This window comes from Pseudomonas sp. MN1F, assembly GCF_009391885.1.
GTDB lineage: Bacteria > Pseudomonadota > Gammaproteobacteria > Pseudomonadales > Pseudomonadaceae > Aquipseudomonas.
Genome location: NZ_VZII01000009.1, coordinates 105,012 through 118,360 on the forward strand (window position 1 = coordinate 105,012; position 13,349 = coordinate 118,360).

General features: G+C 62.7%; 14 protein-coding genes. 10 read left to right on the top strand and 4 right to left on the bottom strand.

The features are described 5' to 3' along the window. Positions 1 to 80 precede the first annotated feature (80 nt). Positions 81 to 713 carry a 2OG-Fe(II) oxygenase gene (locus tag F6X59_RS06355; protein WP_152955673.1) on the top strand — a complete coding sequence of 211 codons (633 nt, stop codon included), beginning with the start codon at positions 81 to 83 and terminating at the stop codon, positions 711 to 713. Beyond that, positions 700 to 1,209, top strand: coding sequence for a DUF523 domain-containing protein (locus F6X59_RS06360; RefSeq protein WP_152955493.1), 510 nt, complete (start codon positions 700 to 702; stop codon positions 1,207 to 1,209). Before F6X59_RS06355 ends, F6X59_RS06360 begins: the two co-directional genes overlap by 14 nt. On the opposite strand, the gene F6X59_RS06365 is transcribed toward F6X59_RS06360, so the two are convergent. Next, positions 1,148 to 1,669 (bottom strand): transporter substrate-binding domain-containing protein, encoded by a 522-nt coding sequence (locus tag F6X59_RS06365; protein WP_152955494.1) that lies wholly within the window; start codon positions 1,667 to 1,669, stop codon positions 1,148 to 1,150. The two genes, F6X59_RS06360 and F6X59_RS06365, sit on opposite strands and share 62 nt — an antisense overlap. A 179-nt stretch (positions 1,670 to 1,848) precedes the next feature. Between F6X59_RS06365 and F6X59_RS06370 the strand changes: the two genes are divergently transcribed. Further along, positions 1,849 to 2,325, top strand: coding sequence for a DUF4399 domain-containing protein (locus F6X59_RS06370; RefSeq protein WP_152955495.1), 477 nt, complete (start codon positions 1,849 to 1,851; stop codon positions 2,323 to 2,325). A gap of 48 nt (positions 2,326 to 2,373) precedes the next feature. Here the strand turns inward: F6X59_RS06370 and serA are convergent, their stop codons facing one another. Beyond that, positions 2,374 to 3,603, bottom strand: a complete 1,230-nt coding sequence (serA, locus tag F6X59_RS06375; protein WP_054885495.1) for a phosphoglycerate dehydrogenase — start codon at positions 3,601 to 3,603, stop codon at positions 2,374 to 2,376. Between the two features lie 171 nt (positions 3,604 to 3,774). Between serA and F6X59_RS06380 the strand changes: the two genes are divergently transcribed. From F6X59_RS06380 to F6X59_RS06390, 3 genes are all read left to right on the top strand, one after another. Beyond that, entirely contained in the window at positions 3,775 to 5,181 is a 1,407-nt protein-coding gene (locus F6X59_RS06380; protein WP_152955496.1) for an FAD-binding oxidoreductase, read from the top strand. A 15-nt stretch (positions 5,182 to 5,196) separates the two neighbouring features. Then, entirely contained in the window at positions 5,197 to 5,862 is a 666-nt protein-coding gene (locus F6X59_RS06385; protein ID WP_152955497.1) for a fumarylacetoacetate hydrolase family protein, read from the top strand. Positions 5,863 to 5,983: 121 nt separating this feature from the next. Further along, on the top strand, positions 5,984 to 6,907 hold the full coding sequence (locus F6X59_RS06390) for an SdiA-regulated domain-containing protein (RefSeq protein ID WP_152955498.1): 924 nt from the start codon (positions 5,984 to 5,986) through the stop codon (positions 6,905 to 6,907). Positions 6,908 to 6,937: 30 nt separating this feature from the next. Here F6X59_RS06390 and rpiA read toward each other — a convergent pair whose 3' ends face one another. Continuing rightward, on the bottom strand, positions 6,938 to 7,612 hold the full coding sequence (gene rpiA, locus F6X59_RS06395; RefSeq protein WP_152955499.1) for a ribose-5-phosphate isomerase RpiA: 675 nt from the start codon (positions 7,610 to 7,612) through the stop codon (positions 6,938 to 6,940). 133 nt (positions 7,613 to 7,745) lie between these two features. Here rpiA and ilvA point away from each other — a divergent pair, with 133 nt between their 5' ends. Together ilvA and F6X59_RS06405 are read left to right on the top strand one after the other, a co-directional pair. Then, positions 7,746 to 9,260 (top strand): threonine ammonia-lyase, biosynthetic, encoded by a 1,515-nt coding sequence (ilvA, locus tag F6X59_RS06400; protein WP_152955500.1) that lies wholly within the window; start codon positions 7,746 to 7,748, stop codon positions 9,258 to 9,260. Positions 9,261 to 9,298: 38 nt separating this feature from the next. Continuing rightward, positions 9,299 to 9,724 carry a DUF2269 family protein gene (locus tag F6X59_RS06405; RefSeq protein ID WP_152955501.1) on the top strand — a complete coding sequence of 142 codons (426 nt, stop codon included), beginning with the start codon at positions 9,299 to 9,301 and terminating at the stop codon, positions 9,722 to 9,724. Between the two features lie 33 nt (positions 9,725 to 9,757). On the opposite strand, the gene F6X59_RS06410 is transcribed toward F6X59_RS06405, so the two are convergent. Then, positions 9,758 to 10,414 (bottom strand): HAD family phosphatase, encoded by a 657-nt coding sequence (locus F6X59_RS06410; RefSeq protein ID WP_152955502.1) that lies wholly within the window; start codon positions 10,412 to 10,414, stop codon positions 9,758 to 9,760. 141 nt (positions 10,415 to 10,555) lie between these two features. Between F6X59_RS06410 and F6X59_RS06415 the strand changes: the two genes are divergently transcribed. Together F6X59_RS06415 and ptsP are read left to right on the top strand one after the other, a co-directional pair. Continuing rightward, positions 10,556 to 11,035: an RNA pyrophosphohydrolase gene (locus F6X59_RS06415; RefSeq protein ID WP_003249017.1), complete on the top strand. Its 480-nt coding sequence runs from the start codon at positions 10,556 to 10,558 to the stop codon at positions 11,033 to 11,035. Positions 11,036 to 11,057: 22 nt separating this feature from the next. Next, positions 11,058 to 13,337, top strand: a complete 2,280-nt coding sequence (gene ptsP, locus F6X59_RS06420; protein WP_152955503.1) for a phosphoenolpyruvate--protein phosphotransferase — start codon at positions 11,058 to 11,060, stop codon at positions 13,335 to 13,337. Positions 13,338 to 13,349: the final 12 nt, after the last annotated feature.

Here is a 13,349-nt window from a genome sequence, read left to right on the forward strand (position 1 = left end):
AGGCCCGGCGCCGTTTTGTCGAGCAATCCGAACGCTTCTCAGCCAAGTGGCGCTGTGCGCCGACAGGGTGAATGGATATGATGCGCGCCATGCACATCTCCCCTGAAAACCCGATGTTTGCGGCCGTCGTCGACGATCTGGCCACCCATGGCTGGTCGCAGCAGGCGCTCTTTCTGCCTGCCGACCTGGTGCGCGCGCTGGCGGCCGAATGCCGGCGGCGTGATGCCGAAGGCGAACTCAACCCGGCCGGGGTCGGGCGCGGGGATGCCCAGGAGGTGCGCGAGAGCATTCGCGGTGACCAGATCCAGTGGATCGATCCCGGTCAGGCCGAAGCCTGCGACCAGTACCTGGCGGCCATGGACCAGTTGCGTCAGGCCATCAACCAGGGCCTGTTCCTCGGCCTGGAAGATTTCGAATGCCACTTCGCCCTGTACCCACCGGGGGCATTCTATCGCCGGCACCTGGACCGCTTCCGCGACGATGACCGGCGCATGGTGTCGGCGGTGCTTTATTTGAACGAAGACTGGCAGCCGGAAGACGGCGGGCAGCTGCGCATGTTCCTGGCGGATGATGTCGAGCACGATGTGCAGCCGGTGGCAGGCTGCCTGGCGATATTCCTTTCCGGTGAGGTGCCGCACGAGGTGCTGCCGGCCAGGCGCGAGCGCCTGTCGTTGACCGGCTGGTTCCGGCGCCGTGGCAATGACCCGTTCTGATCTGCCCAAAGTATTGGTGAGCGCCTGCCTGTTGGGGCAGCCGGTGCGCTATGACGGCCGGGCCAGCGGGCATCCCGACCTGTTGCAGCAGTGGCAGGCCGAAGGGCGTGTGCTGCCATTGTGCCCCGAAGTGGCGGGTGGTTTGCCAACACCTCGACCACCGGCGGAGATCCCTGGTGGTCAGGGCGCGCAGGTGCTCGATGGTGGTGTGCAGGTGCTGACGGTGGCCGGCGAGGATGTCACTGCCCAGTTTCTGGCCGGGGCGCAGCAGGCGTTGGCGCTGGTGCGGCAGCATGGGATTCGGGTGGCGGTGCTGAAGGCGGGTAGCCCTTCGTGTGGCAACCACCTGACCTATGATGGCACCTTCAGCGGGGTGAAGGTGCCGGGCGCGGGGGTGACCACGGCGTTGCTGCGGCGTGAGGGCGTGCAGGTTTTCAGTGAGCTGGAGCTGGAACAAGCGCGGCAGGCGCTGGCTCGCCTGCCTGCATCGCCTTGAACCACTTCTTCTCCAGTTCCGCCGTGCGGCCGTTTTTCTCAAGGCGCTCAAGCGCGTTGTTCACCGCGCTCTCGAACGCCGGGTTGTCCTTCTGGAACGGGATCACCAGCTTCTTGTCGCCAAACACCTGGCTCACGTCGAACGGGCCATCCGCCTTGGGTGACTCGCTCGACGGTATCAGCGAGATGTCGTATTTGCCACTCTCCACACCCGGCAGCACTTCTGCAGCGGTCGCTTCGACGAACTCTGCGCGCAGGTCCAGTTCCCGGGCCAAGTCCTGGCCAAACTCGATTTCAAAGCCAGTCAGGCGGTCGCTTTCCTTGTCCTTGTATGCATACGGTGCGTGGTCGGCCTGCACGGCAATGCGCAATTCGCCCCGGTCGTTGATGTCGTCTATCAACTCGGCCTGAGCCAATGGCGTGATCAGTACTGCCAGCAGTACGCCTATGGTCGAACGCATGTAATGCCCCTTTTTGTTCAGCAGATGAATAACTTTCGCCGCGACTTTCTTCCCCGTCGCGGTCGAGCGCAGCCTATGACCTTGAAGCCTTGGCGAGGTTTAACCCTAACTGAAATATTTCTCTTTGTGGGCTATCGTGAACTTCCCAGCGGTCAATAAGTGAATCACAGGAGAAGTGAATGAACAGCCTATTTTCGCGTGCTGCCGTTGCCGGTCTGCTGATGGGCGCTTCGGTGTTCGCCAGCGCCGCCGATGCCCTGAAGAGCCAGGAGCCGCCCGCGGGTGCCAAGGTTTCCATCCTTTCCCCCAAAGATGGCGAGCAGGTCGCCGGGACGTTCACCGTCAAGTTCGCCATCGAGGGCATGGAGCTCAAGCCTGCCGGAGACCAGACCCCGCATACCGGCCACCACCACCTGCTGGTGGATGTGGACAAGGAACCTGTGGCCGACATGCCGCTGCCGGCCAGCCTGATGCCGGCAGCCGGTACCGCGTTGCCGGCCGGCCCGCAAGTGCTGCACTTCGGCAAGGCGCAGACCGAAACGACCATCACCCTGACGCCGGGCAAGCACACCCTGCAACTGGTGCTGGGTGACCAGTATCACGTACCGTTCAAGCCGAGTGTCGAATCGAAGAAGATCACGGTTGAAGTGAAATAAAAAAAAGGGAGGCCACCAGGGCCTCCCTTTTTCATACCGCCAGCGGCCTTAGAACAGGACGCGCGAACGGATGGTGCCTTTGACCTGTTGCAGTTTCTCCTGCGCCAGGTCGGAGTACTCGGCGTCAACGTCGATGACCACGTAACCGACTTTCTCGTTGGTCTGCAGGAACTGACCGGAGATGTTGATGCCGTTCTCGGCGAAGACTTTGTTGATCTCGCTGAGCACGCCCGGAATGTTTTCGTGGATGTGCAGCAGGCGGTGCTTGCCTGGGTGCGCTGGCAGGGCAACTTCCGGGAAGTTGACCGAGGACACCGACGTACCGTTGTCGCTGTACTTGACCAGCTTCTCGGCCACTTCCAGGCCGATGTTGGCCTGGGCTTCGGCGGTGGAGCCACCGATGTGCGGGGTCAGGATCACGTTGTCCAGGCCACGCAGCGGGCTTTCGAATTCTTCGTCGTTGGAGCGCGGCTCGACCGGGAACACGTCGATGGCGGCGCCGATCAGGTGCTTGTCCTTGATCGCGGCGGCCAGGTGGTCCAGTTCGACCACGGTGCCACGGGCGGCGTTGATCAGGATCGAGCCCTTCTTCATTGCACGGATTTCCTTCTCGCCGATCATCCACTGGGTGGACGGCAGCTCAGGTACGTGCAGCGAAACGATGTCGGCCAGGCCCAGCAGCTCGTTGAGGCTGGTGACCTGTACGGCGTTGCCCAGCGGCAGCTTGGTCAGCGGGTCGTAGAAGTACACCTGCATGCCCAGGTTTTCTGCCAGGACCGACAGTTGGGTACCGATCGAGCCGTAGCCGACGATGCCCAGCTTCTTGCCGCGGATCTCGAACGAGTTGGCCGCGCTCTTGATCCAGCCGCCACGGTGGCAGGAAGCGTTCTTCTCAGGGATGCCGCGCAGCAGCAGGATGGCCTCGGCCAGCACCAGCTCGGCCACCGAACGGGTGTTGGAGTACGGTGCGTTGAAGACGGCGATACCGCGCTCGCGGGCCGCAGCCAGGTCGACCTGGTTGGTGCCGATGCAGAAGCAGCCGACGGCGACCAGTTTCTTGGCGCAGTCGAAGATTTCTTCGGTCAGTTGGGTGCGCGAGCGGATGCCGATGAAGTGGGCATCGGCGATCTTTTCCTTCAGCTCGGCATCCGGCAGGGAACCCGTGAGGTATTCGATGTTGGTGTAGCCGGCAGCCTTGAGGGTATCGACTGCATTCTGGTGCACACCTTCAAGAAGAAGGAACCGGATCTTGCTCTTGTCGAGAGAAGTCTTGCTCATCTGCGTAAACCTGTATCCCGGAGAAAAAATGGCGAGGACTGATGCCAGGCGCTACGGCAGCCTTAGCATGAACAGCGGGAGGGCTATGCTAGCATACGCGACACAATCTGAGCTTATCCCGACAGGTGAAGAGTGCTCAGGGTGACTATGAATAAGTCGAGAGTTCCAGCGATGACCCACCCCGCTGTAATTGATGAACTGATGACCCTTGTCGACCCTGGCAAGGTCCTGACCGACCCCGTTTCCCTGGAAGCCTACGGCAAGGACTGGACCAAGCATTACCCGCCAGCGCCCTCGGCCATCGTGTTCCCCAAGACAGTAGAGCAAGTACAGGCCATCGTCCGCTGGGCCAACCAGCACAAGGTTGCGCTGGTGCCGTCCGGCGGGCGAACCGGGCTTTCCGCTGGCGCCGTGGCGGCCAATGGCGAAGTCGTCGTCGCCTTCGACTACATGAACCAGATTGTTGAATTCAATGCCTTCGACCGCACGGTGGTGTGCCAGCCGGGGGTGATCACCCGCCAGTTGCAGGCCTTCGCCGAAGAACAGGGCCTTTATTATCCGGTGGACTTCGCCTCCAGCGGCTCCAGCCAGATTGGCGGCAACATCGGCACCAATGCCGGCGGTATCAAGGTCATCCGTTACGGCATGACCCGCAACTGGGTGGCCGGGCTGAAAGTGGTCACCGGCAACGGCGAACTGCTGGAACTGAACAAGGGCCTGATCAAGAACGCCACCGGCTACGACTTGCGCCAGCTGTTCATCGGCGCCGAAGGCACTCTGGGCTTCGTGGTCGAAGCGACCATGCGCCTGGACCGCGCGCCGCGCAACCTCACCGCCATGGTGCTGGGCACGCCGGATTTCGACTCGATCATGCCGGTGCTGCATGCGTTTCAGGGCAAGCTCGACCTGACCGCCTTCGAGTTCTTCTCCGACAAGGGCCTGGCCAAGATCATGGGCCGTGGCGATGTACCGGCCCCGTTCGCCACCGACTGCCCGTTCTATGCCTTGCTGGAGTTCGAAGCCAGCACCGAGGAGGTGGCCAACGAAGCGCTGGCCACCTTCGAGCACTGCGTCGAGCAGGGCTGGGTGCTGGATGGGGTGATGAGCCAGAGCGAAACCCAGCTGAAAAACCTGTGGAAGCTGCGCGAATACCTGTCCGAGACCATCTCCCACTGGACGCCCTACAAGAACGACATTTCCGTCACCGTTTCCAAGGTGCCCGCGTTCCTGCGCGATATCGATGCCATCGTCAGCGAGCATTACCCGGACTATGAAGTGGTCTGGTACGGCCACATCGGCGACGGCAACTTGCACCTGAACATCCTCAAGCCCGAGCACATGAGCAAGGACGACTTCTTCGCCTCGTGCACCAAGGTCAACAAGTGGGTGTTCGAGATCGTCGAACGCTACAACGGCTCGATCTCGGCCGAGCACGGCGTGGGCATGACCAAACGCGACTACCTGGGCTACAGCCGTTCGCCGGAGGAAATTGCCTGCATGAAGGCAATAAAGGCCGTCTTCGACCCGAATGGCATCATGAATCCGGGTAAGATCTTCGCTCCTGAACAAAAGCAGTAATCAAAGGAGTCGGCCATGAGTTACCAGCACCAGTATGTAGACGGCACGCGCATTCATTTCCCGCTGGGCAAGGTAGTGTGCATCGGCCGCAACTACGCCGAACACGCCAAGGAACTGGACAACCCCATTCCTTCCGAGCCGCTGCTGTTCATCAAGCCGGGCAGCTGCGTGGTGCCACTGGAAGGCGGGTTCAAGATCCCGACCGACCGTGGCTCGGTGCACTACGAGGCCGAAATCGCCGTGCTGCTGGGCAAGCCGCTGTCGTCCAATGCGTCCGAGGAAGAAGTGCTGGACGCCATCTCCGGTTACGCCCCGGCGCTGGACCTGACCCTGCGCGACGTGCAGGCGAAACTCAAGGAAAAGGGCCTGCCGTGGGAACTGTGCAAGAGCTTTGACGGTGCTTGCGTGCTGCCACCGTTTGTTTCCGCAGCGTCTTTTGAAGATGTGACCGATATTCCGGTGCGCCTGACCATCAATGGTGAAGTCCGCCAGGATGGCAACAGCGCGATGATGCTCAACCCGATCGTGCCGATCATCCAGTACATGGCGGCGCATTTCTCGCTGCAGGCGGGGGATGTGATCCTGACCGGTACTCCGGCCGGTGTCGGGCCGTTCACTGTCGGGGACGAGCTGGTGCTGGAGCTGCCGGGCGTTTGCCGCTTCGAGAGCCGGGTGCTCTGACCTGAAACCGCGTCGCCTTCTTCGCGGGTAAACCCGCGAAGAGGGCCGGTCCTGTTTACCGATTTTTCACACCCCATCCGGATAATGCGCGGATCTTCGCCCATTCCCCCAGGATTTTTGCATGCCAGCATCCACCAGTGCACCCGCATCCCCCAAGCGCCGCTTCTACCTGCGCTGGCCTTTCGGCCTGGCCGTTGCGGCGCTGATCGGTTACGGCGTGGCCGTTGCCATGCACTGGGATGACCGCGGCATGCTGTGGGTCAAGGAAGGCTTCGAAACCAGCGCCGAACGTAGCGAAAGCGTGTGGCTGCCGGACTATCAGGTCGACATCGACGCCAAGGTGCTGCCGGGCATGGAAGATGACGAAGCTTCGGACGTCGCCTACAGCCCGCACACGCGCACGCTGTTCGCGGTGATGGGCAAGAACCCTTTCCTGGTCGAGCTCAGCCTCGACGGCGACGTGCTGCGCAAGATCCCGCTGGTAGGCTGGAGCAACCCGGAAGGCGTCGCCGTGATGGAAGACGGCCATGTGGCGATCACTGATGAGCGTCTGCATGACCTGACCGTGGTCAAGGTGGATGCGCAGACCGCTTCGCTGAACCGCGCGGACTTCCAGAGTTACGACCTGGGCGAGTCGGTGAAGCGCAACAAGGGCTTCGAAGGCGTGGCCTGGGACCCGATGCGCCAGCGCCTGGTGATCGGCGAGGAGCGGCCGCCGAAGCTGTACAGCTGGAGCACCGACGGGCGCAGCCCGCTCAAGGGTGACAAACAGGTCTTGGCCAACGACGAGCTCGACCTGCGCAACCTGTCGGCCCTGGGGGTCGACCCGCGCACCGGGCATCTGCTGGTGTTGTCGGCTGATTCCAACATGCTGCTGGAGCTTGACGAGCAAGGCCAGCAGGTCAGCTTCATGACCTTGCTGGGTGGCTTCAACGGCCTGCAGCACACCATCCCGCGTGCCGAAGGCGTTGCCATGGACGATCAGGGCAACCTGTACATGGTCAGCGAGCCGAACCTGTTCTATCGCTTCAAGAAGAACGACTGACCGGTGACTTCGGCTCGCTCGCGAATGCCGTTACTCGGCCTTCAGGGTCTTCACGCCTTCGGCGGTACCCAGCAGCAGCAAGTCTGCCGGGCGCGCCGCGAACAGACCGTTGGTCACCACGCCGACGATGGCGTTGATCTGTGCTTCCAGCTCCACCGGGTTGGTGATCTGCAGGTTATACACATCGAGGATCACGTTGCCGTTGTCGGTCACCACGCCTTCACGGTACACCGGGTCGCCGCCCAGCTTGACCAGCTGACGCGCCACGTGGCTGCGGGCCATCGGGATGACCTCGACTGGCAGCGGGAAGGCGCCCAGCACGGGTACCAGCTTGCTGCCGTCGGCGATGCAGATGAAGGTCTTGGCCACGGCCGCGACGATCTTCTCGCGGGTCAGGGCTGCGCCGCCGCCCTTGATCAGGTTCAGGTGCGCGTCGCTTTCGTCGGCGCCGTCAACATAGAACTCCAGCTCGCTGACGCTGTTCAGCTCGTAGACCGGGATGCCATGGCCCTTCAGACGCTGGGCAGTGGCCTCGGAGCTGGCGACCGCGCCATCGAAGGCGGTCTTGTGCTGGGCCAGGGCGTCAATGAAGAAGTTGGCGGTCGAACCGGTGCCGACGCCGACAACGCTCTTTTCATCCAGCTTCGGCAGAATGAAGTCGACAGCGGCCTGGGCGACGGCCTGTTTGAGTTGGTCCTGGGTCATGCGGGCTCCGGAAAGGGGCAGGGCGGTAATGAAAGGGGCTAGTATAACGGCTCGGGCGGCTTTGCTGTGGTCGCCCGACGTAGCGCTGGGGTAGACTCGCAGCCCTTGTCCCGCGGCCAGTGATGCTTTCCCGATGCTCGAACAGTACGTCAAGAAGATCCTCACCTCGCGCGTCTACGACGTCGCTGTCGAAACCCCGTTGCAGAGCGCCGGGCAGCTGAGCAAGCGCCTGGGCAACCAGATTCTGCTCAAGCGCGAAGACCTGCAGCCGGTGTTCTCGTTCAAGATCCGTGGGGCATACAACAAGCTGGCGCAGCTGACCCAGGAAGAGCTGGCTCGCGGCGTGGTGACCGCCTCGGCTGGCAACCATGCCCAGGGCGTGGCCCTGGCGGCCCGCGAGCTGGGTATCAAGGCCACCATCGTGATGCCCAAGACCACCCCGGAGATCAAGGTCGAAGGTGTGCGCTCGCGCGGTGGCAAGGTGGTGCTGCATGGCGACTCGTTCCCTGAAGCGCTGGCCTATTCGCTGAAACTGGTCGACGAGAAGGGCTTCGTCTATATCCACCCCTATGATGACCCGCACACCATTGCTGGCCAGGGCACCGTGGCGATGGAAATCCTCCGTCAGCACCCGGGGCAACTGGACGCGATCTTCGTCCCGGTTGGCGGCGGAGGCCTGATTGCCGGTATCGCGGCCTATGTGAAATACCTGCGCCCGGAAATCAAGGTAATCGGCGTCGAGCCAGATGACTCCAACTGCCTGCAGGCCGCAATGGCGGCTGGCGAGCGCGTGGTATTGCCGCAGGTCGGGCTGTTCGCCGACGGCGTGGCGGTGGCGCAGATCGGCCAGCACACCTTCGACATCTGTCGCCACCATGTGGATGAAGTGGTGACGGTCAGCACCGATGAGATCTGTGCGGCAATCAAGGATATCTACGATGATACCCGCTCGATCACCGAACCTGCTGGCGCCTTGGGCGTGGCGGGCATCAAGAAGTATGTCGAGCTCAAGGGCGTGACCGGGCAGACCCTGGTTGCCATCGACTCGGGCGCCAACGTCAACTTCGACCGCCTGCGCCATGTGGCCGAGCGTGCCGAACTGGGCGAAAAGCGCGAAGCCATCATCGCCGTGACCATCCCCGAGCGCCCAGGCAGCTTCAAAGCCTTCTGCGAGGCCATCGGCAAGCGCCAGATCACCGAATTCAACTACCGCAAGCACACCTCCGATGAGGCGCACATCTTCGTCGGCGTGCAGACCCACCCGGAAAACGACCCACGTGCAGCGCTGGTGCAGCACCTGATCGAACAGGGCTTCCCGGTGACCGACCTGACCGACAACGAACTGGCCAAGCTGCACATCCGCCACATGGTCGGTGGTCATTCGGCCGGTGCCAGCGACGAGATCGTCCTGCGCTTCGAGTTCCCCGAGCGGCCGGGGGCGTTGTTCAACTTCCTCACCAAGCTGGGCGGGCGCTGGAATATCTCGATGTTCCACTACCGCAACCACGGCGCGGCTGACGGGCGCGTGGTGGCCGGCTTGCAGGTACCGGAGGACGAGCGCCACCTGGTGCCGGCGGCGCTGGCCAAGATCGGTTACCCGTACTGGGACGAGACAGACAACCCGGCGTACAAGCTGTTCCTGGGTTGAGCGGCTAAGCTTGGCTTATCGTTCAAGGATGTGACGCCATGGAACACCTGACTACCCTCAAAGCCCTGCACATCATCGCCACCGCGCTGTTGCTGCTGGGCGCCCTGGGCCTGACGGCCTGGACCGTGCGGGCTCGCCGCCAGGGCGATGGCGATGCTTATGGCAAGCTGCTGCGTCGGCCGCTGGTGTTTGTCTGGCTGGTGATGGGGGTGTGCCTGGTGAGTATGCCGGTCACCGGCTGGTGGCTGGTGCATCTGGTGGGTTGGCCGCTGGGGCAGACCTGGGTGCTGGCTTCCAGCGTCATCTATACGTTGGGCGGGTTTGCCGCCTGGTGGCTGCTGGTGCGGCTGAACCGGCTGCGCAAGGCTGAAGCGGTGGGCTTGCGGTTCACCCTGGCCCTGGCGGTGTTCAGTGGGGTGTGCTTCCTGTCCATCGCCGGGCTGATGGGCGCCAAGCCCATCTGACAGCCGATGGGCTGCAAAGCAGCCCCGGCACGCTCAATCCCTCAGCGAAACCACCGGCCACCCGCGCTTCTCGGCCTCGGCCCGCAAGTTGGGATCGGGGTCTACCGCCACCGCATGGGTCACGCGCTCCAGCAACGGCAGGTCATTCATCGAGTCGCTGTAGAAATAGCTGTCTTCCAGGTCGAACCCGTTCTCCAGCATCCAGCGCTCCAGCCGCGTCACCTTGCCTTCACGGAAACACGCTATATCGGTACTACGCCCGGTATAGCGGCCTTCGTGCGTCTCGCACTCGGTTGCCAGCAGCACGCGTACACCCAGGCGGCGGGCAATCGGTGCGGTGACGAAGCGGTTGGTGGCCGTGATGATCACCAGCTGGTCGCCGGCTTCGCGGTGTTGCTGCAGCAAGGCCAGGGACTTGGGCAGGATGATCGGCTCGATGCAGTCGCGCATGAAGTCGTGGTGCCATTGGTCGAGTTGGGCCGGCTCGGTGGCGGCCAGGATCTCCATGGAAAAGGCCAGGTAGGCCTGCAGGTCCAGGGTGCCGTTCAGGTAGTCCTGGTAGAAAGCGTCGTTGCGTTTCTTGTACGCGACCGGGTCGAGAATGCCCCGCTCGCACAGGTAGTCACCCCAGGCGTGGTCGCTGTCGCCACCGAGGAGAGTATTGTCCAGGTCGAATAAAGCCAGGCGCATCGCGGTCACTCGTATCAGCCACAGGGTAGGCCCGCAGAATACGGAGTTTTCACCGTACTGCACATAAGCTTGGCGGGCGCGTTGCTGCGCTCGCAGGCTTTGTGGAACAATGCGGTGACATGCGTTTGCGAGGTTGCTGCCGTGATCGACCCGGATGGTTTTCGCCCCAATGTCGGGATCATTCTGACGAATGATGCCGGGCAGGTGCTATGGGCTCGGCGGATCAACCAGGATGCCTGGCAATTCCCCCAGGGTGGTATCAACCCTGATGAGACGCCAGAAGATGCCCTGTACCGCGAGCTGAACGAAGAAGTTGGCCTTGAACGCGATGATGTGGAAATTCTTGCCTGCACCCGCGGCTGGTTGCGTTATCGTTTACCCCAGCGGCTGGTCCGCACCCACAGCCAACCGCTGTGCATCGGCCAGAAGCAAAAGTGGTTTCTGCTGCGCCTGGTGAGCAATGAACAACGGGTGCGGATGGACCTGACCGGCAAGCCGGAATTCGACGGCTGGCGTTGGGTCAGCTATTGGTATCCGCTGGGCCAGGTGGTGACATTCAAGCGTGAAGTCTACCGCCGTGCCCTGAAAGAGCTTGCACCGCGTCTGCTGACGCGCGACTGACGACGGAGTTCGACCCCGAGCCATGCTCAATACGCTGCGCAAGATCGTCCAGGAAGTGAACTCCGCCAAAGATCTCAAGACGGCGTTGGGGATCATTGTCTTGCGCGTCAAGGAGGCCATGGGCAGCCAGGTTTGCTCGGTATACCTGCTCGACCCGGAAACCAACCGCTTCGTGCTGATGGCCACCGAGGGCCTGAACAAGCGTTCCATCGGCAAGGTCAGCATGGCCCCCAACGAGGGCCTGGTCGGCCTGGTCGGTACCCGGGAAGAGCCGCTGAACCTGGAAAACGCCGCTGATCACCCGCGTTATCGCTACTTTGCCGAAACCGGCGAAGAAAAATTCGCCTCATTCCTGGGCGCGCCGATCATCCACCACCGCCGTGTGGTCGGTGTTCTGGTCATCCAGCAGAAGGAGCGCCGCCAGTTCGACGAAGGCGAAGAAGCCTTCCTTGTCACCATGAGCGCCCAGCTCGCCGGGGTTATCGCCCACGCCGAAGCCACGGGCTCGATCCGGGGCCTGGGCCGCCAAGGCAAAGGCATCCAGGAAGCGCGCTTCGTCGGCGTGCCGGGTTCGCCGGGTGCCGCTGTCGGGCGTGCCGTGGTCATGCTGCCACCGGCCGACCTGGAAGTGGTGCCGGACAAGACCGTCGATGACATCGACGCCGAGCTGAAACTGTTCCAGAACGCTCTCGAAGGCGTGCGCGAAGACATGCGCAAGCTGTCGGCCAAGCTGGCGACCCAGCTGCGCCCGGAAGAGCGCGCGTTGTTCGATGTATACCTGATGATGCTCGAAGACGCCGCCCTCGGTGGCGAAGTGATCGAAGTCATCAAGACCGGCCAGTGGGCCCAGGGCGCCTTGCGCCAGGTGGTTGGCGAGCACGTCAACCGCTTCGAGTTGATGGACGACGACTACCTGCGCGAACGCGCTTCCGATGTGAAGGACCTTGGCCGGCGTCTGCTGGCCTACCTGCAGGAAGCTCGCGCGCAGTCGCTGGTGTATGCCGACAACACCATCCTGGTTAGCGAAGAGCTGACCCCGGCAATGCTCGGCGAAGTGCCGGAAGGCAAGCTGGTGGGCCTGGTCTCGGTACTGGGGTCGGGCAACTCCCATGTCGCCATCCTCGCCCGCGCCATGGGCATCCCGACGGTGATGGGCCTGGTCGACCTGCCGTATTCCAAGGTCGATGGCATCGAGATGATCGTCGACGGCTACAAGGGCGAGGTGTTCACCAACCCCAGCGAGGTGCTGCGCAAGCAGTACAGCGAAGTGGTCGAGGAAGAACGCCAACTGGCCCAGGGCCTCGACGCCTTGCGCGAGCTGCCATGCGTCACCCCCGACGGCCACCGCATGCCGTTGTGGGTCAACACCGGCCTGCTCGCCGATGTGGCCCGTGCCCAGCAGCGTGGCGCCGAAGGTGTGGGCCTGTACCGCACCGAAGTGCCGTTCATGATTCAGCAGCGCTTCCCGAGCGAGAAAGAGCAGCTGGCCATTTACCGTGAGCAGTTGGCGTCGTTCCACCCACTGCCGGTGACCATGCGCACCCTCGACATCGGGGGTGACAAGGCGCTGTCGTACTTCCCGATCAAGGAAGAAAACCCGTTCCTTGGCTGGCGCGGCATCCGCGTCACCCTCGACCACCCGGAAATCTTCCTGGTGCAGACCCGCGCCATGCTCAAGGCCAGCGAAGGCCTGAACAACCTGCGCATCCTGCTGCCGATGATTTCCGGCATTCACGAACTGGAAGAGGCGTTGCACCTGATCCACCGTGCCTGGGGCGAGGTGCGCGACGAAGGCACCGACGTACCGATGCCGCCGGTGGGCGTGATGGTTGAAATCCCTGCGGCGGTGTACCAGACCAAGGAGCTGGCGCGGCAGGTGGACTTCCTCTCGGTCGGTTCCAACGACCTGACGCAGTACCTGTTGGCGGTGGACCGTAACAATCCGCGGGTCGCCGACCTTTACGACTACCTGCACCCGGCGGTGCTGCAGGCGCTCAATACCGTGGTGCGTGACGCCCATGGCGAAGGCAAACCGGTGAGCATCTGCGGCGAGATGGCAGGCGACCCGGCAGCGGCGATCCTGTTGATGGCCATGGGCTTCGACAGCCTGTCGATGAACGCCACCAACCTGCCGAAGGTGAAGTGGATGCTGCGCCAGGTGAACATGAGCAAGGCCAAGGAGCTGCTGGTCGAAGCCTTGAGCCATGACAACCCGCAAGTTATCCACAGCTCGCTGCAACTGGCCCTGAAGAACCTCGGGCTAGCACGGATGATCGGGCCTGGGGCTAACAAGACCCTTTGAGATTTTTGGGGC